Origin of the sequence: Tenacibaculum sp. 1B UA (assembly GCF_033978845.1) — a bacterium.
Classification (GTDB): domain Bacteria; phylum Bacteroidota; class Bacteroidia; order Flavobacteriales; family Flavobacteriaceae; genus Polaribacter.
In genome coordinates, this window is the sequence record NZ_JAKVUA010000001.1 from 129,916 (window position 1) to 155,147 (window position 25,232).

General features: G+C 32.3%; 24 protein-coding genes. 14 read left to right on the top strand and 10 right to left on the bottom strand.

The window, feature by feature from the left end; all coding sequences use genetic code 11:
- The first annotated feature begins 72 nt into the window (after window positions 1-72).
- The 7 genes from arsS (at window position 73) to MK851_RS00680 (ending at window position 7,727) form a co-directional block, all read left to right on the top strand.
- Window positions 73-1,128 (top strand): arsenosugar biosynthesis radical SAM (seleno)protein ArsS, encoded by a 1,056-nt coding sequence (gene arsS / locus MK851_RS00650; protein WP_320241262.1) that lies wholly within the window; start codon window positions 73-75, stop codon window positions 1,126-1,128.
- 147 nt (window positions 1,129-1,275) lie between these two features.
- On the top strand, window positions 1,276-1,791 hold the full coding sequence (locus MK851_RS00655; RefSeq protein ID WP_320240600.1) for a rhodanese-like domain-containing protein: 516 nt from the start codon (window positions 1,276-1,278) through the stop codon (window positions 1,789-1,791).
- Window positions 1,784-2,419 (top strand): TIGR04282 family arsenosugar biosynthesis glycosyltransferase, encoded by a 636-nt coding sequence (locus MK851_RS00660; protein ID WP_320240602.1) that lies wholly within the window; start codon window positions 1,784-1,786, stop codon window positions 2,417-2,419. Before MK851_RS00655 ends, MK851_RS00660 begins: the two co-directional genes overlap by 8 nt.
- A 119-nt stretch (window positions 2,420-2,538) precedes the next feature.
- Window positions 2,539-3,357, top strand: a complete 819-nt coding sequence (locus MK851_RS00665; protein ID WP_320240604.1) for a purine-nucleoside phosphorylase — start codon at window positions 2,539-2,541, stop codon at window positions 3,355-3,357.
- Window positions 3,358-3,443: 86 nt separating this feature from the next.
- Window positions 3,444-4,412 (top strand): arsenosugar biosynthesis arsenite methyltransferase ArsM, encoded by a 969-nt coding sequence (gene arsM / locus MK851_RS00670; RefSeq protein ID WP_320240606.1) that lies wholly within the window; start codon window positions 3,444-3,446, stop codon window positions 4,410-4,412.
- Window positions 4,413-4,456: 44 nt separating this feature from the next.
- Window positions 4,457-5,473, top strand: coding sequence for a leucine-rich repeat domain-containing protein (locus MK851_RS00675; protein WP_320240608.1), 1,017 nt, complete (start codon window positions 4,457-4,459; stop codon window positions 5,471-5,473).
- A gap of 70 nt (window positions 5,474-5,543) precedes the next feature.
- Window positions 5,544-7,727 carry a transglycosylase domain-containing protein gene (locus tag MK851_RS00680; RefSeq protein WP_320240610.1) on the top strand — a complete coding sequence of 728 codons (2,184 nt, stop codon included), beginning with the start codon at window positions 5,544-5,546 and terminating at the stop codon, window positions 7,725-7,727.
- Window positions 7,728-7,810: 83 nt separating this feature from the next.
- On the opposite strand, the gene MK851_RS00685 is transcribed toward MK851_RS00680, so the two are convergent.
- From MK851_RS00685 to panC, 5 genes are all read right to left on the bottom strand, one after another.
- Window positions 7,811-8,323: a hypothetical protein gene (locus MK851_RS00685; protein ID WP_320240612.1), complete on the bottom strand. Its 513-nt coding sequence runs from the start codon at window positions 8,321-8,323 to the stop codon at window positions 7,811-7,813.
- 32 nt (window positions 8,324-8,355) lie between these two features.
- On the bottom strand, window positions 8,356-9,717 hold the full coding sequence (radA, locus tag MK851_RS00690) for a DNA repair protein RadA (RefSeq protein ID WP_320240615.1): 1,362 nt from the start codon (window positions 9,715-9,717) through the stop codon (window positions 8,356-8,358).
- 159 nt (window positions 9,718-9,876) lie between these two features.
- Window positions 9,877-10,830, bottom strand: a complete 954-nt coding sequence (locus MK851_RS00695; RefSeq protein ID WP_303505797.1) for a lysylphosphatidylglycerol synthase transmembrane domain-containing protein — start codon at window positions 10,828-10,830, stop codon at window positions 9,877-9,879.
- 1 nt (window position 10,831) lies between these two features.
- A complete protein-coding gene (gene panD, locus MK851_RS00700) occupies window positions 10,832-11,182 on the bottom strand; it encodes an aspartate 1-decarboxylase (RefSeq protein WP_115899453.1) in 351 nt (116 codons plus the stop codon).
- Window positions 11,183-11,274: 92 nt separating this feature from the next.
- Complete coding sequence (gene panC / locus MK851_RS00705; RefSeq protein ID WP_320240621.1) at window positions 11,275-12,126, bottom strand: pantoate--beta-alanine ligase; 852 nt, start codon at window positions 12,124-12,126, stop codon at window positions 11,275-11,277.
- A gap of 96 nt (window positions 12,127-12,222) precedes the next feature.
- Here panC and MK851_RS00710 point away from each other — a divergent pair, with 96 nt between their 5' ends.
- From MK851_RS00710 to glmS, 3 genes are read left to right on the top strand one after another with little or no spacing between them, the layout of a single operon-like run.
- Window positions 12,223-13,038: a glycogen/starch synthase gene (locus MK851_RS00710; protein WP_320240623.1), complete on the top strand. Its 816-nt coding sequence runs from the start codon at window positions 12,223-12,225 to the stop codon at window positions 13,036-13,038.
- A complete protein-coding gene (locus MK851_RS00715; protein ID WP_320240625.1) occupies window positions 13,038-14,585 on the top strand; it encodes a DUF4270 family protein in 1,548 nt (515 codons plus the stop codon). The genes MK851_RS00710 and MK851_RS00715 overlap by 1 nt, the downstream gene beginning before the upstream one ends.
- A gap of 6 nt (window positions 14,586-14,591) precedes the next feature.
- A complete protein-coding gene (glmS, locus tag MK851_RS00720) occupies window positions 14,592-16,448 on the top strand; it encodes a glutamine--fructose-6-phosphate transaminase (isomerizing) (protein WP_320240627.1) in 1,857 nt (618 codons plus the stop codon).
- Between the two features lie 50 nt (window positions 16,449-16,498).
- On the opposite strand, the gene MK851_RS00725 is transcribed toward glmS, so the two are convergent.
- Complete coding sequence (locus MK851_RS00725) at window positions 16,499-17,458, bottom strand: endonuclease/exonuclease/phosphatase family protein (RefSeq protein WP_303505816.1); 960 nt, start codon at window positions 17,456-17,458, stop codon at window positions 16,499-16,501.
- 335 nt (window positions 17,459-17,793) lie between these two features.
- Between MK851_RS00725 and MK851_RS00730 the strand changes: the two genes are divergently transcribed.
- Window positions 17,794-18,126: a hypothetical protein gene (locus MK851_RS00730; RefSeq protein ID WP_320240630.1), complete on the top strand. Its 333-nt coding sequence runs from the start codon at window positions 17,794-17,796 to the stop codon at window positions 18,124-18,126.
- Between the two features lie 77 nt (window positions 18,127-18,203).
- On the opposite strand, the gene gdhA is transcribed toward MK851_RS00730, so the two are convergent.
- The gene (gdhA, locus tag MK851_RS00735) at window positions 18,204-19,547 is read right to left on the bottom strand and encodes an NADP-specific glutamate dehydrogenase (RefSeq protein WP_320240632.1); all 1,344 of its coding nucleotides are present in this window, start codon (window positions 19,545-19,547) and stop codon (window positions 18,204-18,206) included.
- Window positions 19,548-19,738: 191 nt separating this feature from the next.
- On the opposite strand from gdhA, the gene pheS reads away from it, so the two are divergent.
- The 3 genes from pheS (at window position 19,739) to MK851_RS00750 (ending at window position 22,696) form a co-directional block, all read left to right on the top strand.
- Entirely contained in the window at window positions 19,739-20,758 is a 1,020-nt protein-coding gene (gene pheS, locus MK851_RS00740) for a phenylalanine--tRNA ligase subunit alpha (RefSeq protein ID WP_303505822.1), read from the top strand.
- Window positions 20,759-20,831: 73 nt separating this feature from the next.
- Entirely contained in the window at window positions 20,832-21,227 is a 396-nt protein-coding gene (locus tag MK851_RS00745; protein ID WP_320240634.1) for a hypothetical protein, read from the top strand.
- A 104-nt stretch (window positions 21,228-21,331) separates the two neighbouring features.
- Window positions 21,332-22,696, top strand: a complete 1,365-nt coding sequence (locus tag MK851_RS00750; protein WP_320240637.1) for an alanine/glycine:cation symporter family protein — start codon at window positions 21,332-21,334, stop codon at window positions 22,694-22,696.
- Here MK851_RS00750 and MK851_RS00755 read toward each other — a convergent pair.
- From MK851_RS00755 to MK851_RS00765, 3 genes are all read right to left on the bottom strand, one after another.
- Window positions 22,656-24,416 carry a M28 family peptidase gene (locus MK851_RS00755; RefSeq protein ID WP_320240638.1) on the bottom strand — a complete coding sequence of 587 codons (1,761 nt, stop codon included), beginning with the start codon at window positions 24,414-24,416 and terminating at the stop codon, window positions 22,656-22,658. The genes MK851_RS00750 and MK851_RS00755 overlap by 41 nt on opposite strands.
- Window positions 24,417-24,460: 44 nt before the next feature.
- A complete protein-coding gene (locus MK851_RS00760) occupies window positions 24,461-24,682 on the bottom strand; it encodes a hypothetical protein (RefSeq protein ID WP_320240640.1) in 222 nt (73 codons plus the stop codon).
- 146 nt (window positions 24,683-24,828) lie between these two features.
- Window positions 24,829-25,173: a HopJ type III effector protein gene (locus MK851_RS00765; protein WP_320240642.1), complete on the bottom strand. Its 345-nt coding sequence runs from the start codon at window positions 25,171-25,173 to the stop codon at window positions 24,829-24,831.
- Window positions 25,174-25,232 lie beyond the last annotated feature (59 nt).

A 25,232-nucleotide genomic window follows, 5' to 3' on the forward strand; every position in this document is an offset into this window, starting at 1 on the left:
TAGGAACTAGTCAAATGATATTAAATACTAAAAATGATGAGAAGCTGACCTTATTTCAGCTTAATAGAAAGGATAATGAAAAAATCTTTAAAATCTAGAAACAACGATTTAGCAAACACGCAACGACAGCTTGAAATTTTATCAAACGGAATTTTTGCTGATGGTAAACTTCCTACGTTTGCAAAAAAACTTAAAGAAATCAATCAATTTCCATTACGTCCTAAGAAATTAGAAATTCTTCAAATTAATTTAGGGTACATGTGTAATCAAGTTTGCGCACATTGCCATGTAGATGCGGGTCCTGACCGAAAAGAAATCATGACTACAGAAACCATGGAGCAATGTCTAGACGTGATTCGAACAACTGGAGCACATACCTTAGATTTAACAGGTGGCGCACCTGAAATGAATCCGAACTTTCGATGGTTTGTAGAAGAAGCTTCAAAAGCAGGAATTAAAGATTTTATTGTGCGCTCTAACTTAACGATTATTAGAGCAAATAAGAAGTATTACGATTTACCCGAATTCTTTAAAAAGCACAATGTACATGTAGTTTCTTCTATGCCACATTGGACTCGTGGAAAAACCGACAAGCAACGTGGTGATGGAGTTTTCGATAAATCTATTGAAGCTTTAAAAATGCTAAATGCTGTGGGATATGGAATTAAAGAAACTGGTTTACAACTAGATTTAGTCTATAACCCATCAGGAGCTTTTTTACCAGGAGATCAGGTAGCCTTAGAAAATGACTTTAAAAAAGCCTTAGATGAAGATTTTGGAATCTCATTCAATAATTTATTTGCAATTACCAATTTACCTATCAGTAGATTTTTAGATTACCTAATTGCTTCTGAAAACTACGAAGATTATATGTATTCATTAGTAGAAGCCTACAACCCAATGGCAGTAGAAAATGTAATGTGCACCAATACCTTATCAATAAGCTGGAATGGATATTTATATGATTGCGATTTCAATCAAATGCTAAACCTGAAAGTAGCAAGTAAATCTCAACACATTTCTGAATACAACGAAGCATTGTTACAAAACAGGAATATTATTATCAATCAACACTGTTATGGTTGTACTGCTGGTGCAGGAAGTAGTTGTCAAGGTACAGTAGCATAGTTCAATGAATTAATAAAAAAATGTAGTAATGTGAAATAATGTCACATCGAGTGGTTTTTCTCGACATTTTGGAAGAAAAATTGTATCGAGATGCAATCACTTTAATTCTCTATAGATTTTATCAAAGACCATTGAATATCTTTAAACATGAAAAATCTCATCTTTCTCATATTTTTAATGTCCGTAAATTCTTTTTCTCAAAAGAACTTAGAACAGTTATTGAAAAAACACAACACCGAAAGTGTTCCGTATATTTCTATTAGTGAACTACAAAAAAAAATGCCTTTCGACTCCGCTCAAGGTAACGGCATAATTATACTAGACGCTAGAGAGCCCAAAGAATTTGAGGTAAGTCATATCAAGAATGCTATGTGTGTTGGTTATAATTTTTTCAACTTAGAAAACACCTTAAAAAAACTCCCAAAAAACAAAAACACCAAAATTGTGGTGTATTGTTCTTTAGGAATTCGTTCAGAAGACATTGCCGAAAAGCTACGAAAAGAAAATTACACTAATGTTTTTAATCTTTATGGTGGTATTTTTAAATGGAAAAATAAAGGAAACACAATCGTTAACCTACAAAACAAACCTACAGAAAAAGTCCATGCTTTCAATAAAGAATGGAGCAAATGGTTACACAAAGGAGAAAAAATATATGAATAATCAAAATGAAGTGTCATTTCGAGAGCAGTCGAGAAATCTTCTTCTAATATTTACTAGAAACCCAGAATTAGGTAAAGTAAAAACACGTTTAGCTAAAACAATTGGAGACGAAGCTGCGTTAGATATTTATAAATTCTTATTAGAACACACAAAACAAGTCACCCAAAATTTATCTTGTGACAAAGCTGTATACTACTCGGTAAAAGTTCGTGAAAATGATATTTGGGACGCTACCCTATATCAAAAGCACCTGCAAGATGGAAACGATTTAGGTATACGAATGCACAACGCTTTTCAACAAGCATTTTCTTCAGGATATGAAAAAGTCGTAATTATTGGTAGTGATTTACCTGATTTAACTTCCGAACACATCAATCAAGCTTTTGAAAAATTGAATTCTAATGATGTAGTTATGGGGCCTGCAGAAGATGGTGGTTATTACCTATTTGGCATGAAAAAACTCCATGCTAATATTTTTCAATATAAAGACTGGGGAACCTCAACTGTTAGAAAAGACACCTTAAACGATTTACAAAACGAATCAGTACATTTGTTAGAAACCTTAAATGATGTAGATGTTTTTGACGACATCAAAAACAACCCAGTATTCAATCAATTTTTAAACTAACCATCATTACGAGGTGTTCATTGAGCGAAGTCGAAATGATTGACGATGTAATTTGTTTATTTTAAATCATAAAACAAAGACTATTCCATTAACACTTGGACTGACAAACACAATACAAAATGCTAAAAAAACAACAACTACAAGAAACACAAGAATTTCTTCAACACAAAGGAATTACCAACCCAGAAATAGGAATAGTTTTAGGAACAGGATTAGGAAAATTAGTCGATGAAATAACCATTGAACATGAAGTACCGTATGCTGATATTCCACACTTTCCACAAGCAACTGTAGAATTTCATTCAGGAAAATTAATTTACGGAACCTTATCGGGTAAAAAAGTAGTGGTTATGTCTGGGCGTTTTCATATGTATGAAGGATATAATTTATGGGAAGTTACCTACGGTATTAGAACTATGCACGCACTAGGCATTAGAACTTTGTTAGTTTCTAATGCTGCAGGCGCTATCAACCTTTCTTATAAAAAAGGGGATTTAATGTTATTGGAAGATCACTTGAATTTACAAGGAGGTTCTCCCCTAGCCTTTAAAGGAGCTAATGAGTTTGGAAATATTTTTGCCGATATGTTAGAACCGTATTCAAAAAAATTGAATACTCAACTGAAAGCTATTGCTAAAACTTACGACATAGACCTGAAAGAAGGTGTATACGCAAGTGTTGTAGGTCCGCAATTAGAAACCAGAGCTGAATACAGAATGTTACAAATTTTAGAAGTAGATGCGGTAGGAATGAGTACCGTACCTGAAGTAATCGTAGCAAAACAACTCAACATTCCATGTGCAGCCGTTTCGGTATTAACCGATGAGTGTGACCCAAAAAACTTACAACCTGTAGATATTACCGAAATCATTGAAGTTGCTGGAAAAGCAGAACCGAGAATGATTACGCTTTTTAAAGAATTGATAAAAATAGTTTAGCAGTAAACAGTCCTCAGTATGCACTAAAAAAGCATACTGCTAACTGAATACTGAATACTGAATACTGAATACTGAATACTGAAAATATGAGTTACTTAGAAACCACCAAAAATGTATACAAAGAAGCAGCCTTAACTCCAGATGTTGGTTTATGCTGTACAACAAACCCTATTTGGGAGTTACCAGGATTAAAAATCCCGAAAATCATGCAAGAAATGAACTACGGATGTGGTTCTACCGTACATGCTCGTGATTTAACCAACAATCCTAAAATATTATATGTAGGTGTTGGTGGCGGAATGGAATTGTTACAATTTGCGTATTTCTCACGTCAGAAAAACGGAGTGATTGGAATTGATGTCGTAGATGAAATGCTGGAAGCTTCTCAAAAGAATTTTTTGGAAGCAGAAGCTCTAAACCCTTGGTTTAAAAGTGAGTTTGTAGATTTACGCAAAGGTGATGCGTTACATTTGCCTGTAGAAGATAATTCGATTGATGTGGCTGCTCAAAACTGTTTATTCAACATTTTTAAAGCTGAAGAACTAAAAAAAGCCATTGCTGAAGTGTACCGTATATTGAAGCCTCACGGACGTTTGGTAATGAGCGATCCTACCTGTGAGCAACCGATGAATGAAACCTTACGCAATGACGAACGCTTACGCGCCTTATGTTTAAGCGGAAGTTTACCGATTGCGGAATATGTAAAGATGTTAACCGATGCTGGTTTTGGAACTATTGAAATTAGAGCGCGTAAACCATACAGAATTTTAGATCCTAAGAATTATCCTACGGATGAATTGATTTATATCGAATCGATTGAAGTAGCAGCTATTAAAGATCCAATGCCTGCTGATGGTCCATGTGTATTTACAGGTAAAGCTGCCATTTACTTTGGAGATGAAGACTATTTTGATGATGGCGCAGGACATACCTTATTAAAAAATAAACCCTTAGCGATTTGTGATAAAACAGCCGCAGCTTTAAAAGCGTTAGGAAGAGACGATATATTTTTCTCAGAATCTACCTATCATTATGATGGTGGTGGATGTTGTTAAAAGTAAATTTGACACCCTAATTAATTACCTTAACCACAAATAAAATGAAATCCTTAATTTTTATTTTCTTTATTACATCAATTATTCTAAACACTCACAACAAAGAAGTTATACACATCCCTGACAGAAACCTTAAATCTTTTTTATTATCAAATACTCAGATAAACTTAAATGGAGACAGTGAAATACAACTAACTGAAGCTGAAAATTTTAACGGTAAAATAGTTTGCCGTAATAAAGGAATAAAAGATTTAACTGGAATTGAGTTTTTTCCAAACCTTAAACATTTGGATATATCTTTTAATGAGTTAGAAAAAATTAATTTATCTAAAAATAATTTTCTTAGAACTTTTAATTGCTCTGGAAATAGAATTACTTCAATAAGTATTTCTAAAAATCATAACTTAACATATTTAAACTGCTCTCAAAATAAATTAACAGAATTAAACTTATCTACTACACCTAATTTAACTAAACTGTATTGTTCAGAAAATTTGCTAAAAAGTTTAGATATTACTTCTAATCTTAAACTTAAGATTGTCACATGCTCTATGAATAAAATAGAAAAACTAGACATATTTAACAATACTAAACTAGAAGTTTTAGAATGTCACCAAAACAAACTAAATTCTATAAATTTAAGTAAAAATCTAACCTTAAAATCTTTAAGTTGTGGATACAACCCTTTATACAACTTAGACATCAAAAATAATTTAAATTTAGAATATCTTTATTGTGATAAAAATCAATTAACTAGCTTGGATTTATCAAAAAATTTATTACTAAAAACTCTTTATTGTACCGAAAACTTTCTGGAACAATTAGACTTGTCGAAAAACAAAAAATTAGAAACTGTGGTTTGTTCAAAAAACAATTTAGAAAAGATTAATTTAAAAAATGGTAATAACACTAAACTGGAAATTTTCAAATTCTTTAACAATCCATCTTTAAATTGTATACAAGTAGATAACAAAGATTTTGCTAAAAACAGGAATAAAGCCTTTTGGGGAGGTCGTCACCCCAATAACCCAAAAGAGATCTTCAAAATAATATGTATATAAAATTTAAATTTATCAGGTAAACATAATAAATCCTCCCACAATTTTACCAACTAGCGTTCGTTTTAGTACAATGAAAACACTCAAAGAAATACTCCTTCAACTTAGAGAAAACAAAAAACTAGCCCTTGTATTAAAGTATATAATAGGACTAATACTATTTGGGGTTCTTTCAGTTGCGCTTTTATTTTCCTTAGTGTATTTTGAGGTGTTTGGGAAATTACCCAACAAAGAAGAATTAACATCTGTCATAAACGAAGAAGCTTCTTTAATCTATTCATCAGACGAGGTAATTATCGGAAAAATATTTGCTGAGAACAGAACTAATGTTCAATTAGAACAAATTCCTAATCACTTAAAAGAAGCACTCATTGCTACAGAGGATAAACGATTCTATTCACACAACGGATACGACGGTCAAAGTTATGCCCGTGTTTTCTTTAGAAGTATTTTACTACAAGATGCCTCAGGTGGTGGCGGAAGTACCATTACACAACAGTTAATTAAAAACCTATACGGTAGGCAATACCATGGTTTTTTAAGCATGCCAATCAATAAAATTAAAGAGCTTATCATTGCTAGTCGAATGGAAAATTTATATTCCAAAGATGAAATCTTATTGTTGTATTTGAATTCGGTTCCTTTTGGAGAAAACAATTTTGGGGTAGAATCAGCTGCTAATCGATTTTTTAATAAATCTGTTAGCGAATTAAACATCGAAGAATCAGCTGTATTAGTGGGGATGTTAAAAGCCAACACCTATTACAACCCAAGATTAAATCCAGAAAATGCTAAAAAACGTCGTAATACGGTTCTTCAATTAATGAATAACGAAACGTATTTAAGCAATGAAGCTACCGATAGCTTACAAAAACTACCTATTACACTCAACTATCATAACCTTGATATAAATACAACTGCGGGTTATTTTACCTATCAGGTAAAGAAAAAAGCTGCTGAACTCATAAAAAAGAGCAATGAGGCTTCTAACAGCAACTATAACTTAGAAACCGACGGATTAAAAATTCATACAACACTGAATTATGATATTCAAAAAATTGCGGAAAAATCTGCTAAAGAGCAGCTCATCGTCAAACAACAACAATTAGATAAAGAACTAGCTTCAAACAGACTAAAAAATAGATGGTTAAAAAAGCAACAATTCACAGAAAAAGATAAACAAAAGAGAACTATTCAACTATTTGATTGGGACAGTACAAAAACCATTACTGGTAATAAAATTGATAGCCTTTGGTATTATGATAAAATGCTAAATGCTTCTGTTTTGGTTACGAATCCGAATAATGGTGCGGTAATTAGTTGGGTGGGTGGAAATAACTTTAACACACTTCCTTTTGACATGGTGCTATCGCACCGCCAAATAGCCTCAGCTTTTAAACCGTTTTTGTATGCTACGGCACTGGAAAATGGAATTTCTCCGTGTGATTATTTTGAAAATGAAGAAAAAACCTATTCTGAATACGATAACTGGAAGCCACAAAATGCTGACCATAGCACTACTCCCGATAAAAAAGTTGCCATGTGGTATGCCTTAATTAAATCGATGAACATTCCTAGTGTTAATCTATATTTTAAACTAGAAAAAGAGTGGCTGATTGACACTTGTGAAAAGTTACTATTCCCAAAAATTACTGACGACACTCCTTCTATTGCTTTAGGAACTTTAGATTTATCACTTTTTGAAACCACAAGAGCTTACGGTGCTTTTGCCAATAAAGGTGAAATGAATGATTTATACATGATTCATAAAATTACCGACAAGGAAGGAAATATTATTTATGAAAGCGAAGCGAAAAAATCCGAAAGAGTATTCACTAAAGAAAGCGCACAAACCTTAACCACTATTTTACAACAAGCTGTTGAACGAGGAACTGGCGCTAAAATAAGAAGTACGTATAAAATCAAAAGTCCGTTAGCCAGTAAAACAGGTACTGCACAAAATTATACCAATGCTTGGTTTATGGCGTACACACCGAATATTGTTCTCGGAACTTGGGTTGGGACTTCTAAAAACGACATACATTTTACTAGTGGAAGTGGTTCAGGTTCTTCATTAGCATTACCTATTGTAGCCAATATTTTGAAGGAAATAGAAAACAACCCTGAATTAAGAAATAAATATTTAACCTCTTTTGAGATACCAGAAGAAATATCTTCCTCTATTGACTGTCCTCCATACAGAGAAAAGGGAATTAAAGGATTTTTCAACAGACTTTTTGGAAAGAAAAAAGAATAGTTTGTTCTATTAATCGATAATAATCATCATGTTCTTTTAAACAAAAAAAGAGAACCTAAAAAGATTCTCTTTAATTCTTTCTTTTATTCGAAAGTATAAGCAAAGCTACCATCTCTTAGTCTATGAGCTATTACTCCAGGAGAATCATAGTTCTCAACATCCAACTCAAAAGTACCTTTCACTACTTTCTTATCACTATCAACCAATGTTATTGTTATACTTCCTGATACCGTTACTTGTAAATCATCATCTAATAAATCTATATACTTTATATAAGTATCATTATCTACACTTTCTCTATTTATTTCTATTGTTTTTCCCGCAACCAAATGCTCTCTATTAATCCACATATTTACTTCTTTAGGTAGTAAAGTTCCTTGCAAGTAAATAAATTTATCATTTGGATAATTAGTATTTATACTGTTAGACGCCTTCTTTGTCCCCAAAGCATTATTCATCTCATAGACTTCTCCATTAATAGTTACTTTCATAGCGTAATCTCCTAGACTTAAATCTTCATCTTCTACCGAAGAAGAACAAGAAGCAAATCCAAAAAACATTAACATTACAAGAGGGATAAATAAATTCTTTTTCATTTTTTAAAATATTTAGGTTTATAATTAATTTTCTAAGCAAACAAGGTAGCAAAAGCCTCTTCAATCTTACTTACTAAAATCAGTTTTATAGAATGATTTTTGCTCGTAATCTTATTGTATTTTGAAGTTACAAAGGTTTTATACCCTAACTTTTCAGCTTCAGTAATTCGTTGATCTATTTTAGAAACTGGACGAATTTCTCCTGCTAAACCAACTTCAGCTGCAAAACACACATCTGGATTAATGGCTAAATCTTGATTTGATGATAAAATCGCTGCTACTACCGCTAAATCTATCGCAGGATCGTCTACATGAATTCCTCCCGTTACATTTAAAAACACATCTTTAGCTCCTAATTTGAACCCCGCACGTTTTTCTAACACTGCCAAAATCATGTGCAAGCGCTTCAGGTTGTAACCCGTTGTAGTTCGTTGTGGCGTTCCGTAAACAGCTGTAGAAACCAATGCTTGAATTTCGATCATCAACGGTCGAATTCCTTCCAACGTTGACGCAATAGCAGTTCCACTTAAATCGGCATCTTTTTTAGAGATTAAAATTTCTGAAGGATTGGATACTTCTCTCAATCCATCTGATAACATTTCGTAGATTCCTAATTCAGCCGTAGAACCAAAACGGTTTTTTTGCGAGCGTAAAATTCGATAAGTATGATTTCGGTCTCCTTCAAATTGCAACACCACATCTACCATGTGTTCTAAAATCTTTGGCCCCGCAATATGCCCTTCTTTATTAATATGCCCTATTAACAACACTGGAGTTGCTGTTTCTTTCGCAAATTTGATGAGTTCTGCGGATGTTTCTCGTATTTGTGATATACTTCCTGGTGAAGCTTCAATAGAATTGGTATGCAGAGTTTGGATAGAATCGATTACCAACACATCGGGCTGAACTTCTTCTATATCTTTAAATATCTGTTGGGTATTGGTTTCGGTAAGAATTAAACAGTTAGGGTTTTTTCCTTCTACACGCTCAGCACGCATTTTTATCTGCGATTGGCTTTCTTCCCCAGATACATACAAAACTTTTTGCGAAATTTGTAAGGCGATTTGTAACAATAAGGTAGATTTACCAATTCCTGGCTCTCCACCTAATAACACTACCGCTCCTTTCACCAATCCGCCACCCAAAACAGTGTCTAACTCTTGATTTTTAGTTCCAAAACGTTCTTCTGGATTGAGTTGAATATCTTCAACTCGCAAAGGTTTTGCTACTCTTTTTTGCTTATTTTCAGGCGATTTCCAACTTCTTTTTTCTTCTTTTTGAATTACTTCTTCAACAATAGTATTCCATTGTTTACACGAGCCACATTGTCCTACCCATTGTGCATGTTGCGCTCCACAGTTTTGACAGAAAAAAGTTGTTTTGGTTTTAGCCATTTTTTGAGTTTGAAAATTTCAAAGTTACAAGTTTCAAAGTTAAAAATACTTTGAATTTTTCTTTTTACTTAGTATGTACAGCGTTAGCAATTACAGTAATTGTTTGAGCTCTTTTTGTTCTTAAAACAAAAAAAGCGAGACCTAAAAGGAAACGCCCTATTACTTTTTATTTCTATTATAAATAGGTAACAGTAAAAATGCCAATCCACCAAACACAATAATCATAGCTGTTTGAGCAGTCCACATAATCCATCCAAAAGCGGTTGCAGGTTCTTCTGCAATTCCAAATAGTGCTAAAGCTCCAGCTACTGCAATTGGATACAAACCGACACCTCCATTAGTTGCTGCAATACTAAATCCTCCAGCTATAAACCCAATTAAAACACCTCCTAATGGAACGTGTAATCCATTAATTGCTGGAATCGTTGCCCAAAACATCAGTACATACATTACCCAAATAAATACCGTATGAAAAATGAACGCCCATTTATGTTGCATTTTCAAAATACTAGTAACACCTTCGATTAACCCGACTACAAAATTTTTGATTTTTAGTCCGATCCCTGATTGTGCTCTCTTTACAAAACGTGTGAAAATTACAAATATCAACACTAAACCTCCTAAAAGAATCCCAATTTTTATCGGATCAAAATTTTTAATCAGTAATTCATAAATAAAGTCAAATTGCACAAAAAGTGTGATTACTATAATGCTAAGCATCATAATTAAATCTGCCATTCGTTCGGCAACAATAGTACCAAAACCTTTTTCAAACGGAATGTTTTCATAGTTAGTCATCACTGCTGCTCGAGATACCTCCCCTGCTCTTGGTACTGCATAATTTACTAAATATGCTACTAAAACTGCCATAGTACTATTACCAAAATCTGGTTTATAGCCCATTGGCTCCAATAAAAACTTCCAACGATAAGCACGAGATAGATGACTTAAAATTCCAAAGAACAGCCCTAGAGCTATCCATCCGTAATTAGCATCTTTAAAATATTGGACTAAGGTTTCAATTGAAATTTTTGACAATGAATACCAAACTAAAAAACCTCCCAAGATGAGAGGTAATAGTATTTTTGTGATTTTTTTGACTGATAAACTCAAACTATTCTAGCAAGTTGTTTTCTTCGTTAGGAAATACTAATTGTGGTTTAAACTTTTTGGCTTCTTCTAATTCCATAAAAGCATACACAATTAAAATAAGTATATCTCCTTTTTGAACTCTACGTGCTGCAGCCCCATTCAATGTGATTTCACCACTTTTTCTTGGACCTGGAATTGCATACGTTTCTAAACGTTCTCCGTTATTGTTATTCACAATTTGAACACGTTCTCCTTCAATAATCCCAGCAGCATCCATTAAATCTTCGTCAATGGTAATGCTTCCTATATAATTTAAATCCGCATTAGTTACCTTAACACGGTGTATTTTAGATTTTACTACTTGTACTAACATGCTGCAAAAATAGTTGTTTTTTAATGAATACTAAGTTGTTTTTAGATGATTTTAACATTACTACAAACCTTACACTTAACACTAAAAAGCAATTAATTATTCTTTAAACGAATATTATCTATTAAGCGAATGTCTCCAGCAAAAACAGCAATAAAAGCACGATGTTTTTTATTTCCTTTAACCTCTGTTACTGTTTGTAGTGTTTTTTCTTCTGCAATGGTAAAATACTCCAACTCCAATAATGGATGTTTTTTGAATTGTTTTTCAACCCATTTAGTTAACTCCTCTGGATTTTTTACACCAAATTTCTTTTTTGCTTTTTTTAACGTTTTATAAATAAAAGGAGCTACTTCTCTATACTTTTTGCTTAAGCGAGTATTTCGAGAACTCATTGCCAATCCATCTTCCTCTCTAAAAATAGGTCTTCCTTTAATTTTTACTGGGAGTTTGTATTTCTCAACTAACTTCTTAATGATTTGCAATTGCTGAAAATCTTTTTTTCCAAAATAAGCGGTATCTGGCTCAATAATTTCAAAAAAAGCTTTTACAATTGTTCCAACTCCATCAAAATGACCATCTCTGAACTTTCCTTCCATTTGGTGTTCTAACCCATCAAAATTGAAGTTTTCAGAAGCTACCTTTTCAGCATAAATTTCTTCTACTGTAGGAAAAAATAACACGTCACAATTAACAGACTCTAACAACGCTACATCACTCTCGTATGTCTTGGGATATTTATCTAAATCTTCTTTATTATCAAACTGTGTAGGGTTTACAAAAATGCTAACTACAGCAATATCATTCTTTTTTTTCGCTCTCTTAATGAGTGATAAATGCCCTTGGTGTAGAGCTCCCATAGTTGGGACAAATCCGATAGATTTTTTATTCTTTTTTAACGTGGATAAAAACTCTTTTATTTCGGATTTTCTTGTGAAAATTTTCATTGTTATTTTATTGAAATGCATGCAAAATTAGCAATTTAACACGATTTTTGCATTAAATTTCGTATTTTTGCACATTCAATAAAAGAGACCGATTTAATGAAGGATAAGAGAGTTTTATATGTTTCATCAGAGGTAACACCATATTTACCAGAAACAGAATTATCGTCTACCGCATTTAACGTTGCTAAAAATGCACATTCTAAAGGAATTCAAACCCGTATATTCATGCCTCGATTTGGGGTAATTAACGAGCGAAGGCATCAATTGCATGAAGTTATTCGCCTATCAGGTATGAACTTAATTATTAATGACATGGATATGCCTTTAATAATTAAAGTTGCTTCTATACCTAAAGAAAGGATGCAAGTATATTTTATTGATAATGACGAATACTTTAAACGTAAAGCTGTGTATTCTGACGAAGATGACAAACTATTCGATGATAACGATGAGCGTATGATTTTCTTCGCCAAAGGTGTTATTGAAACTGTTAAAAAGTTAAACTGGGCTCCAGACATTATTCATGTTCACGGATGGATGGCTTCATTACTCCCATTATATTTAAGAGAATTTTATAAAGAAGAACCATTGTTTGCTGAAAGCAAGATTGTAACTTCGCTTTACAATAGCGATATTGAAGATTTGAATAAGGAGTTAGCTAACAAAGTTCGCTTTGATAAGATTGAAGACTCTAAAGTAACTACAATTGAAACACCAAGTCATATTAATATTTTAAAAAGCGCTATTGAAAATTCAGATGCTATTATAAAAGGTAGCGAGGTTTTGCCTGAAGAAATTGAAACTTTCATTGATGAAAGCAATGTAAAAGTATTAGACTTTCAATCAGAGGAAACTTTAACTGAAGCATATTTAGAATTTTATAAAGGAAACGTTTTAGAATTAAGCGAATAATGATTAGAAAAATTGGTGTACTTAGTATTAGCTTGCTATGTTTAGCAACTATTACATCGTGTGAAAAAGATTTTAGTGACGTTGGAACAAACGTTGTTAACAACGATAAGTTTGAAACAGGAGAAATCTTATTAGATGTTCAAATAACCCCAAAAAATATTGAGAGTGTACAAGCTGACAATATTAACGCTACTATTAGTGATTATTGGTTAGGAGTATATAACAATCCTAATGCAGAAAAAATTGAGGCTTCTATAATTTCTCAACTTGGATACATTTCAAACTTAAACAATAAAGATACAGATACTACTGTATTTAACCTCGATAAGGTTATCTTAAAAATTCCTTACCAAGCTACTTCTACGGGTACTACTGATGGAGTGACAAGCTTTAAATTAGATTCAATTTTAGGAAACCCTGATGTCGCTACCTCTATTCAAGTACTGGAAAATGAGACTTATTTAAACACATTAAACCCAAGTGATCCATCTAAAAGGAATACTTTCTTTTCTGATAAAGAATACTTAGGAAGTAATGTATTAAGCGAAGGTGGCATTTATGAATTAAAACCTAAAGCTACAGATACTACATTTATCTTTGATAGAGTTGACAGGTCTTCTTCATTAACAGGCACAACTACATATAAAGATACTATTAGAGCTATAAACTCTCAGAAACTTAAAGTTCCATTTTTAGCAATTCCTTTGGATATGCCAAAAATGAAAGCTTTATTTTGGGATAAGTTTCACAGTGGAGAATTTGCATCTAAAGAAGCTTTTGACAATTATTTTAGAGGAATTAAAATAGTCGCTACAGGAAGTGATGGATCACTAGTTCCTTTAAATCTAGCTTCTTCACCTACTCCATCTGTAGATTTTCACTATACTATATCTGAAGTAGATGGTACTACAGTAAAAGATACTCTTCAAAAAAAGTACTCTTTTCCTCTAGCTGGTGTAAGGAATAGTCATTATAAAATGACTCCGGTTACAAATTCAGCTCCTGCCAATAACTTTGTTGTTCAAGGAACAGCTGGAAGCATTGCAGAAGTTAAAATTTTAGATGAGACAAAAGTTCAAGAATTAAAAAGCAACAATTGGTTAATTAATGATGCTTCTCTTACTTTTTATATAAATCAGACGGTTAATAACGATGCTGATATCATTCCTCAACAGTTATTTTTATATCAAAATAAAGAAAATGAAACAGGAGGTATTTCACCAACACAGTTAACAGATGCTTATGTTGACCCTACTTCTTTTGGAGGTCTTTTAGAGAAAACTGAAGATAAAAATCCTGAAAAATATACTTTTAGAATTACCGATTACATTTCTAAATTATTATCAGGCGAAGAAAATACAACTGCAGATCCTTTAGTTTTAAAAGTCTATAATCCCACAGATACTCCTGTTAACAATAATGCTATAACAACCACCGTTAAACCCTATAACTGGAACCCTAGAGCTGTAACATTATTAGATGGAAATGAAACCGCTAACGGAACTAAAAGAGCTATTTTAAAAATATCATATTCAAAAGAAAAGTAAGTTGTTATGTGTGGAATTACTGGATATATTGGACATAGAGAAGCTTATCCAATTGTAATTAATGGATTAAAGCGTTTAGAGTACAGAGGTTATGATAGTGCTGGAATCATGATGTATGATGGTGAAACAATGCACTTATCAAAAACCAAAGGGAAAGTTTCTGACTTAGAAACAATTACAAACAAAGAAGAAAAAAGAAAAAATGGTAAAATAGGTATTGGACATACTCGTTGGGCAACCCATGGCGTTCCTAATGACGTAAATTCCCATCCTCATTTTTCTCAATCTGGGAACCTTGTAATTGTTCATAATGGAATTATAGAAAATTATGACACCATTAAGAAGGAATTAACCTCTAGAGGTTATGAATTTAAAAGCGATACAGATACTGAGGTTTTAGTAAACCTTATTGAAGAAATAAAAAAAAGTGAAGGTTGTAAATTAGGAAAAGCTGTTCAATTAGCCTTAACTAATGTAATCGGCGCTTACGCAATTGCTGTTTTTGACAAAACAAAACCTAACGAAATAGTTGTTGCTAGATTAGGAAGTCCTATTGCTATTGGTGTTGGAAAAAACAACAAAGAGTTTTTTGTTGCTTCTGATGCCTCTCCTTTTATTGAATATACAAAAAATGCAATTTACCTTGAAGATGGTGAATTAGCTATTATAAAAAAGGACAAAGGAATTAAAGTTCGTAAAATAGATAACGACAAAGAAATTGATGCGAACATTCAGAAACTACAGTTAAGCCTTGAACAGATAGAGAAAGGTGGTTACGATCACTTTATGTTAAAGGAAATATACGAACAACCTAAAGCTATTATAGATACTTATAGAGGTAGAATGCTAGCCAACGAAGGGATTATAAAGATGGCAGGTGTTGATGATAATATGTCTAAATTCTTAAATGCAGACAGAATTATTATTGTAGCTTGTGGCACTTCTTGGCATGCAGGTTTGGTTGGAGAATATCTTTTTGAAGATATGGCTCGTATTCCTGTTGAAGTTGAATACGCCTCTGAATTTAGATATCGCAACCCTATTATTACTCCAAAAGATGTAGTGATTGCTATTTCTCAGTCTGGAGAAACAGCTGATACTTTAGCAGCTATTAAACTTGCTAAATCTAAAGGAGCTTTTGTATTTGGTATATGTAACGTAGTAGGGTCTTCTATTGCAAGAGAAACTCATGCTGGTGCTTATACGCATGCAGGTCCAGAAATTGGAGTAGCATCAACCAAAGCATTTACAACACAAATAACTGTACTTTCTCTAATTGCTTTGAAATTAGCACAAGCTAAAGGAACCTTATCTACATCGGCAGTGAATACTTATTTACAAACGATGCAGCAAATTCCTAATCAGGTTGAAAAGCTATTACAAATTGATGATCAGGTTAAGGAAATAGCAAGTGTTTACAAAGACGCTAAAAACTGTTTATATTTAGGTAGAGGGTTTAATTTTCCTGTCGCTTTAGAAGGAGCTTTAAAACTAAAAGAAATCTCTTACATTCATGCTGAAGGGTATCCTGCTGCAGAAATGAAGCATGGGCCTATTGCCTTGATTGATGAAAATATGCCTGTTTTTGTTATTGCAACAAGCAGAGGTCATTATGAGAAGGTAGTAAGTAACATTCAAGAGATTAAATCTCGTAGTGGAAAAATAGTAGCAATCGTAACAGAAGGTGATGAAACAGTAAAGGAAATAGCTGACCATGTTATTGAAATTCCAGATACAGAAGAAGCTTTTTCTCCTTTATTAACAACAATACCATTTCAATTACTATCATACCACATAGCAGTAATGTTAGATAAAAATGTTGATCAACCAAGAAACTTAGCAAAGTCAGTTACTGTAGAGTAACAATTGATTTTATTCAAAAATCAAATCCTGAGAGTTTTCTCAGGATTTTTTTATGTCTCTTTTTCAAAAGTTACATATATAGGGAAATGATCTGAAAAACCACCTTTATAAAAAGGTCCTATAAAAGTTCTAAATGGACTTCCTTTATACTTTCCTTTGTATATTTTTAGCCAATCTTTATTATAAATTTTCGCATTTAAAAAACTATGTTTGCTCTCATTCACATTAAAAAAAGCTTTTGAAAACATAATTTGATCAAACAAATGCCATTTTTTATAATGAGTTGTTGTTCCTATCCCTCTTTCATATAACGGCTTCATAGGATTGTACAAATCATCTGATATTAAATACTCTTTAATGCTTTTATTAGTTGGATCATCATTAAAATCTCCCATAACAATAAATTTAGGAGCACTTTCTTCCTCTTTAATCTTATCCATAACACTTCGAGTTAATTGAGCGGCTTTTATTCTATTCTTTTCACTTTCAGTCTCCCCTTCTCTACGTGAAGGCCAGTGGTTAACTAAAACGTGTACTAATTCATCATTAAACATACCTTTAACCACTAATAAATCGCGAGTATAATCTACTTCTCCTCTATTATCTGTTAACAAAAGTGGATGTGTTTCGGAAGATATTACCTCAAAAAAGTCTTTATTATACATCAAAGCAACATCAATACCTCTTTCATCTGGTGAATCGTAATGAACGTAATCATAATTAAATTTTGACAGGTTTTTATGCTTCACTAAATCGTTTACGACCATAGCATTTTCAACCTCAACCAATCCAATAATAACTGGTGGATATGCAGATTGATTATTACCTAATTGACTAATAACAGATGTTATTTTTCTCAATTTATGATGATACTTTTTCTTGCCCCATTTTAATTTACCGTTTGGTGTAAAATCATTATCATAAGTATTGGGATTGTCAACAGTGTCAAATAAATTTTCAACATTATAAAAAGCAACTGTGAACCTATTTCTTCTCCTATTTGATGTCATTTAAAAATTGTTTGCGTACCGAAAATACAAAAATGCAAGAAGCTAATAACATAAAGCTAACCTTAATAATTAACGAATTACATAAAAACTAAAAACAAGTTTATTGATATTAATAAAAATTATTGAATTATTTAAAGCTCATCAAAAAAGAAAGGTGAAAAAGAGGAACATCTTCAATATTAACAAAGTGTAAAAGAGAATAAAACTTAAGTATAGTTTACTTTAAAACAATACTTTATTAATCAATAAAAACCAATTAAAAAACTCATTTACAATATTTTTACATCGTTAAATTCTAATAAATAAACTTAAAACAAACCCTAAATCTCTAAAAAATGAAAAAGTTATTTGTATTAATGTTCGTCACTCTAATGAGTACTTCAGTATTTTCAACAAACGAAAATCCTGCAAAACATCAAATTAGAACAAAAATTGTTCAACTATTAGGCAACCCTAACTTTGTTCTAGATAAAGAAGTAAAAACTACCGTAGAATTTTTAATAAACAAAAACGGAGAAATCGTTATTTTGAATGTTAACTGCAAAACTGAACAAGTATGTCACTATGTAAAAAGCAGATTAAATTATAAATTTATAAATAATGAATTAAAGTTAAAAAACCATATTTATAATATGCCTTTAACTATACAGAAAAGTAGTAGTAAGTAATTACTTACCGATTATCCCCTAATAAAAAAGCCTCATAGAAATATTTCTATGAGGCTTTAATGTTATTATTTATAAAATTATACCGCTCCTTGATCCAACATTGCATCAGCAACCTTAACAAAACCAGCAATATTTGCTCCCTTTACATAATCAACATATCCATCTTCTTCTGTACCATATTTTACACAAGCTTCATGAATGTTATTCATAATAGAATGTAATTTAGTATCTACTTCTTCACGAGTCCAAGACAAACGTAAAGAGTTTTGAGACATCTCTAAACCAGATGTTGCTACACCTCCTGCATTTGAAGCTTTACCTGGTGCAAATAAAATTTTTGCATTTTGGAATACTTCAATAGCTTCTGGAGTAGATGGCATGTTTGCTCCTTCCGCAACACAAATACATCCATTATCAACTAATGCTTTTGCTTCATCTCCATTTAACTCATTTTGAGTTGCACATGGTAAAGCTACTTCACACTTAGTTCCCCAAGGTCTTTCTCCTTTAAAGAATTTTGCTGATGGATACTTCTCAACATATTCGTGAATTCTTCCACGTTTTACGTTCTTTAGCTCTTGTATAAAAGCTAATTTTTCGGCATCTATACCAGCTTCGTCATAAATGTATCCTGAAGAATCAGATAATGTTACAACCTTACCTCCTAATTGAGTCGCTTTCTCAGTAGCATATTGCGCTACGTTACCAGAACCAGAAACAACTACGGTTTTTCCTTCAAAAGAATCTCCTTTAGTTTTTAACATATTCTCCGCAAAGTAAACATCACCATAACCAGTAGCTTCAGGACGAATTAATGAACCTCCCCAAGAAGCCCCTTTACCAGTTAACACTCCAGTAAATTCATTACGTAAACGCTTGTATTGACCAAACATGTAACCAATTTCACGACCTCCAACACCAATATCTCCAGCAGGAACATCAGTATCAGGACCAATATGACGTGCTAATTCTGTCATAAATGATTGACAAAAAGCCATTACTTCACGGTCAGATTTTCCTTTAGGGTTAAAGTCTGATCCTCCTTTACCACCACCCATTGGTAAGGTTGTTAATGAGTTTTTGAAAACTTGCTCAAATCCTAAAAATTTTAAGATTGATAAGTTTACTGAAGGATGAAAACGTAACCCTCCTTTATAAGGACCAATTGCTGAGTTAAACTCAACTCTATACCCTCTGTTTACTTGAGTTTCTCCGTTATCATCAACCCAAGGCACTCTAAACATAATAGTACGTTCAGGTTCAACCATACGCTCAAGTAATTTCTTACCTTGATATTTTGGATTATTTTCTATAAACGGAATTACTGTTTCTGCTACTTCATGTACAGCTTGCAAAAACTCTGGTTCATATGTATTACGCTCTTTTACGTAATCCATAAATTCTTGTATCTTAGATTCCATAAACTTAGTTGTTGTTCTGTTATTTTATAATATTAACAATTTTACTATGCAAATATAATTATTTTACTACTCGTTAATTTCTATTTTTCTGTTTATTTCCCTTATTTTATTGGTGTTTCTGCAAACACAATCAAAAGTCCTTTTTTTTACACAAAAAAACGTAAATTTGCACCTTAACTTTTGGAAAGATTATGTTAGACAAGGTAAAAGAATTGATTGGAGAGGTAAATGCTTTTAATACCACTTCAAAAGAAGAAATTGAAACATTTAGAATTAAATACTTAGGAAGCAAGGGGATTTTAAAAGATTTATTTGCTGAGTTTAAAAATGTACCTAACGACCAAAAGAAAGAGTTTGGACAAACCATAAATTTACTTAAAAACTCTGCTGAAGAAAAAGTAAGCACTTTAAAAGAAGCTATTGAAAATGCTGTTGAAGAAAAAGGTGTTTATGGAGACTTAACTCGTCCTTCTGAGCCTATTAATTTAGGTTCTCGTCACCCAATTTCTTTGGTTAAAAACCAAATCATCGAAGTTTTTAACCGTATTGGTTTTACTGTTTCTGAAGGACCAGAGATTGAAGATGATTGGCACAACTTTACTGCTTTAAATTTACCAGAATATCACCCAGCTCGTGATATGCAGGATACATTTTTTATTGAAAAAAATCCTGACACGTTATTAAGAACACATACCTCATCAGTACAGGTACGTTATATGGAAAACAACGAACCTCCAATTCGTACAATATCTCCAGGTCGTGTGTTTAGAAACGAAGATATTTCTGCTCGTGCACACTGTATTTTCCACCAAGTAGAGGGGTTATATATAGATACTGACGTTTCTTTTGCCGATTTAAAACAAACCTTATTATACTTTACCAAAGAAATGTTTGGTAAATCTAAAATACGTTTACGTCCGTCATACTTCCCGTTCACTGAGCCAAGTGCTGAAGTAGATATTTACTGGGGGTTAGAAACTGAAACCGATTACAGAATTACTAAGGGAACAGGTTGGTTAGAAATTATGGGATGTGGTATGGTAGACCCAAATGTATTAAAAAACTGTAATATCGATCCTACAAAATATAGCGGTTACGCATTTGGAATGGGTATTGAGCGTATTGCTATGTTATTATACCAAATTCCAGATATTCGTATGTTCTACGAAAATGATAAACGTTTCTTAGAACAATTTAAATCAGTGATATAATTTTAAGATAAGCTCAAACAAAATAAAAGACGAAAGCACTAAACTTTCGTCTTTCCTTTTAAAGAAGTATTTGATGAAAAAAGATATTGAAATCCCTAAAGTAACAGGTGTAGAAATTGCAGTAGTTTTAGAAACCAATGAAATTGACAATAAAGAAGATTGGAATGTATATATTCTAAACAAAAAAGATGTCGATTTAGAAATGGTCGTAATTGTTTCACAAGGCTTCTCAGACACTAAAACCACTTCAGTTTTCAGAAGAAAAATAGACAAACTTCCTGCAAACAGTTATCAAAATTTTGAACTAATGCAACCTGAGTTATTTGATTTAGACAATCGTTTTCAGGTGACTTTTTTTGAAAATAACAGACTACACGATAAAACCTTTATTTTTCAGGCAGAAACAATCCAAGAAGACTTTTTAAGAGATATCGAATTCTTAGAAAAAAAAGGTATTGTTTGTAAATAAATATGACACATATAAAATTCACAAAAGAACGATAGTTGTGAATTAACAACTATCGTTCTTTCTTTTGTATTCACTTTTAGTACTTTCGATTAAAATATCACTTTATGTTTGCAAGCATTCAAGACTTAGTTGCTCAATTTTCTTCTTGGGTATGGGGAATCCCTTTATTAATATTACTTATTGGTGGCGGTTTATACCTCTTTATTTATTCAGGATTAATTCCATTTAGATATATCGGTCATGCTATTGCTATTTTAAGAGGAAAATATGACAAAGCTGATTCTCCAGGAGATTTATCTCACTATGAAGCTTTATCATCTGCTATTGCAGCTACCGTAGGTATGGGAAACATTAGTGGAGTTGCCATTGCTATTGCAACTGGAGGTCCTGGTGCTATTTTTTGGATGTGGGTGAGTGCTTTTGTAGGTATGGCTACCAAATTTTTTACCTGTAGCTTATCAGTAATGTACCGCGGAACAGATGAAAATGGAAATGTAAAAGGAGGTCCGATGTATGTAATTACAGAAGGATTAGGAAAAAAATGGAAACCTTTGGCACTATTCTTCTCTGCGGCAGGATTAATAGGAACGCTACCTGCTTTTCAAGCAAACCAACTCACGCAAACACTGGTAGATGTTTTTCAAATACAAGAAACCAATCATTTTACGGCTAAATTATTATTAGGTATCACCACAGCAATTATTGTATCGATGGTAATTTTTGGAGGAATTAAACGAATTGGTAGTGTCGCTGGAAAATTAGTTCCTGTCATGGTTGTGGTGTACCTTCTTACAGTCTTAACCATTTTGTTTTTAAGATTAGAACAAGTTCCTGCGATTTTTTCTTTAATTTTTGAAGATGCTTTTACAGGAAAATCTGTTTTGGGTGGTGCTTTAGGAGCATTGATAATTACGGGAGTAAAACGTGCTGCATTTTCTAATGAAGCTGGTTTGGGTACTGCACCTATGATGCACGGAACAGCTAAAACAAAAGAACCTATTCGTGAAGGATTGGTTGCCATGTTAGGGCCTGCTATTGACACTTTGTTAGTTTGTTCCTTAACTGCATTAGCTATTTTAGCTTCAGGTGTTTGGAAAGGTTTTGAAGGTAACGGAATTTCAATGACCTTGGCTGCTTTTGATGCTGTACTTCCTCACAGTATAGGAAGTGTTATTTTAACTATTTGCGTATTGATTTTTGCTTTTTCAACGTTGTTTACCTACTCTTTTTACGGATTGAGCTGTTTAAGCTTTTTAACCAATACTAAAATTGGAAAGAATTACAACTACATTTATATTTTTACAATTGCAGTTGCCTCTATCATCAAATTAGACTTTGTAATTAACTTAATTGATAGCGCCTATGCTTTGATGGCAATTCCAACAGTAATTTCAACACTAATCTTAGCTCCTAAAGTTAAAAAAGAAGCTAAAAAGTATTTTCAGAAGTTAAAAGCGAATGCTTTTTAACACGTTTAAGCTCTTCAATTATCTTAGAAGATAAAGAATCTATTTTTTTAGATGTCTCTTTTATATATTCTTGATGTTTTGTTGAATCCTTTACAATATCTAACGTTGTTTTAGTCGAATTGATATACCAATCTTTCCATGCTGAAATAATTGATAATTGAGTTGATAAAGAATCTCCTTTTTTTAATGCTATTTCACTTTGTCTTTGCTCTTCTTGAAGCCTTGATATGGCTGATTTCTCAATATTTAACAATATTGATTTAGCTGTAGTATTATTTGCATTTAATAAAGTATAAGCAGAAGCTAATGAAGCTACCCCAACGTTTTTAAGCGTTTTTTGAGACACTTTATCAATTCGATCGTTATCGGTATGATAAAATTGGTCGGTAAAATGCCAGAATAAAACACTAGGAATGTTTTTCTTTAAAAAAGGTACATGATCGCTACCACCTTCAAACGGATTTGTATTCACTACCCAATTTGTTCTTTTCCCTTGCTCCTTGAATTTATCGATTAAAAAATCATTTAAATAATGAGGTTTCATTTCTTCTAACTTCATTTTTATTCCACCCCATTCGGTATGTTTATCATTACCTCTTGTCCAAATAGCACTAGGATCAGGCATTTTTTCAATTAAAAAAGTACCGCCAGTTTTTTCAGTATCTTCTCCAACCATATCTAAAGAGATCCCCCATTTAATATCTTTTGCCCTTATGCTATCTTCTTTCACATACCTGTTTGTTGAAACAATTTCGTCACCCCATAAAAAAGTTAAGGTTCTATTGGGTACAAATATCTTGTTTTTGATAAGTTCAGCTGTAAGTGTAGCCATTTCTAAAGCAACACCAACACCTGTAGCATTGTCATTTGCACCAGGTTCTTGTATATGAGCACTAAAAACCAAACGTTCTTTAGGTTCCTTATTCCCTTTTATATCAGCAACAATTGTCAATTCTTCTGATGGATAAATGTTGGTTTCAATAGTTACTTTTAAGGATACTTTTCCTTTTGAGAGTTCTGCTTTTAATTTTTCTTTAGCCTTGTAAGACATCGCAATTGCCCAAGATTTTACTTTTTCATTTAACGGGATAGTTCTAAATTGAATAGAAGTGGTGTTTTTTTGAGGCTGTAAATATTTTGGATTACTATAGGTAATTAATCCCAAAGCACCTCCTTTTACAATAGCTTGCTTAAATATTACGTGAGGATATGTTTCTACAAAAACAATCTTTCCTTTAACGTTGATGTCTTTTAACTTTTTTAAGTCTTTAACGTATACTACTTCACCAGTTATTCCTTCTTTAGGCGTACTATAAGAATTTAAAGCAATCATATTTCTATTAGTGCTATGCTGTAAAAGAGGAATATTTTCCCCAACTATATTTACAGAAGCATTCACAGATTCCCAAGTAGGATTTTTTAAGGGTCTTTTTTCTATTCTGTAGGTTAACACATCATTACTCGTAGCGCTATCTTCTTTAACAAATCCTGACTTTTCTAATTCTTCAGCAATTTTGTACACACTTTTATTAAAACCTGTATTACCAACAACACGCCAATATTTTTCTACAAAAGAAGTAGTTTCATAAGCCAAATCGCCAGTAAATTCTTCATTTAAAACATCAAAATAGTTAGAAGAGTTTAAAACAGGTACTGTTGGTTCATTCTTACAACTTAGAAGTAATAAAAGGATAGGTAATAGGTAGATTTTTTTTAGCATAACGGGATTTTGTGGCTTTAAAAGTACACTTTTTAAATATAATTTTACTCTCTCCCTATCGGATAATCTTCATAAAAATCTTCAAAGGTTTTATCCGTAGTATATTGATCTCGTAGTACTTTGTAAACCATTAACACTACTAGTAATTGACCGATAACTGTAAGCACAAACATCCAACCAAAGCCTATATTAGTAAAACCCAAAGCTATTAGCACTAATAAAAAAATAGTGACAAACAATACCAAAAACATAACAGAACATCTCATACCCCATCAAATTACCCAATAATTTACGAAAAAATCAATAAAAAACAAAGCCCTAATTACTTTACAAAAAGTAACCTTAGGCTTTTAATACTACTGGGGAGCATTTATTTGAGATAGAAGAAGTAGACTAATTCTCTAGAAAATCCTTAACGTTTTTTTAGCACCTCTCCTTCAAAAAATAGGCCTTCAAAACCAGTTTTTATAAAATTTCTAATGTTTTGATGATCTGTTCCTTCAGGTTTTTTTAAAACATCTTCAAAGTAATACTGTCCAAAACAAGCCAAGGTTTCTTCTATACTAAACTTCTGCTGTATCGCGAAAGAAAACACTTTACATGAACCTTGATTTTTTTTAGCTTCATTGTATAAACCTCCATTTTTAAAGGCAGTAGGTGTAAAATTATATAAATTTTCAATCACCGAAATAGTGTCAGAAAACTCAACTTTTTTTGGTGTATTTCGTATGGTTTGTTTAAATACGTCTAATGTCATTTGAAAAAGGTTTTACACTGCAAAACAAATGATTTAAAGTCATAAAAACTAAGTCGTAG

Bases quoted from the DNA above. Each gene is read 5' to 3' on its own strand.
- MK851_RS00655 (WP_320240600.1), top strand. From the start codon at position 1,276: ATGAAAAATCTCATCTTTCTCATATTTTTAATGTCCGTAAATTCTTTT.
- MK851_RS00660 (WP_320240602.1), top strand. From the start codon at position 1,784: ATGAATAATCAAAATGAAGTGTCATTTCGAGAGCAGTCGAGAAATCTT.
- MK851_RS00665 (WP_320240604.1), top strand. From the start codon at position 2,539: ATGCTAAAAAAACAACAACTACAAGAAACACAAGAATTTCTTCAACAC.
- arsM (WP_320240606.1), top strand. From the start codon at position 3,444: ATGAGTTACTTAGAAACCACCAAAAATGTATACAAAGAAGCAGCCTTA.
- MK851_RS00675 (WP_320240608.1), top strand. From the start codon at position 4,457: ATGAAATCCTTAATTTTTATTTTCTTTATTACATCAATTATTCTAAAC.
- MK851_RS00680 (WP_320240610.1), top strand. From the start codon at position 5,544: ATGAAAACACTCAAAGAAATACTCCTTCAACTTAGAGAAAACAAAAAA.
- MK851_RS00685 (WP_320240612.1), bottom strand. From the start codon at position 8,323: ATGAAAAAGAATTTATTTATCCCTCTTGTAATGTTAATGTTTTTTGGA.
- radA (WP_320240615.1), bottom strand. From the start codon at position 9,717: ATGGCTAAAACCAAAACAACTTTTTTCTGTCAAAACTGTGGAGCGCAA.
- panD (WP_115899453.1), bottom strand. From the start codon at position 11,182: ATGTTAGTACAAGTAGTAAAATCTAAAATACACCGTGTTAAGGTAACT.
- panC (WP_320240621.1), bottom strand. From the start codon at position 12,126: ATGAAAATTTTCACAAGAAAATCCGAAATAAAAGAGTTTTTATCCACG.
- MK851_RS00710 (WP_320240623.1), top strand. From the start codon at position 12,223: ATGAAGGATAAGAGAGTTTTATATGTTTCATCAGAGGTAACACCATAT.
- MK851_RS00715 (WP_320240625.1), top strand. From the start codon at position 13,038: ATGATTAGAAAAATTGGTGTACTTAGTATTAGCTTGCTATGTTTAGCA.
- glmS (WP_320240627.1), top strand. From the start codon at position 14,592: ATGTGTGGAATTACTGGATATATTGGACATAGAGAAGCTTATCCAATT.
- MK851_RS00725 (WP_303505816.1), bottom strand. From the start codon at position 17,458: ATGACATCAAATAGGAGAAGAAATAGGTTCACAGTTGCTTTTTATAAT.
- MK851_RS00730 (WP_320240630.1), top strand. From the start codon at position 17,794: ATGAAAAAGTTATTTGTATTAATGTTCGTCACTCTAATGAGTACTTCA.
- gdhA (WP_320240632.1), bottom strand. From the start codon at position 19,547: ATGGAATCTAAGATACAAGAATTTATGGATTACGTAAAAGAGCGTAAT.
- pheS (WP_303505822.1), top strand. From the start codon at position 19,739: ATGTTAGACAAGGTAAAAGAATTGATTGGAGAGGTAAATGCTTTTAAT.
- MK851_RS00745 (WP_320240634.1), top strand. From the start codon at position 20,832: ATGAAAAAAGATATTGAAATCCCTAAAGTAACAGGTGTAGAAATTGCA.
- MK851_RS00750 (WP_320240637.1), top strand. From the start codon at position 21,332: ATGTTTGCAAGCATTCAAGACTTAGTTGCTCAATTTTCTTCTTGGGTA.
- MK851_RS00755 (WP_320240638.1), bottom strand. From the start codon at position 24,416: ATGCTAAAAAAAATCTACCTATTACCTATCCTTTTATTACTTCTAAGT.
- MK851_RS00760 (WP_320240640.1), bottom strand. From the start codon at position 24,682: ATGAGATGTTCTGTTATGTTTTTGGTATTGTTTGTCACTATTTTTTTA.
- MK851_RS00765 (WP_320240642.1), bottom strand. From the start codon at position 25,173: ATGACATTAGACGTATTTAAACAAACCATACGAAATACACCAAAAAAA.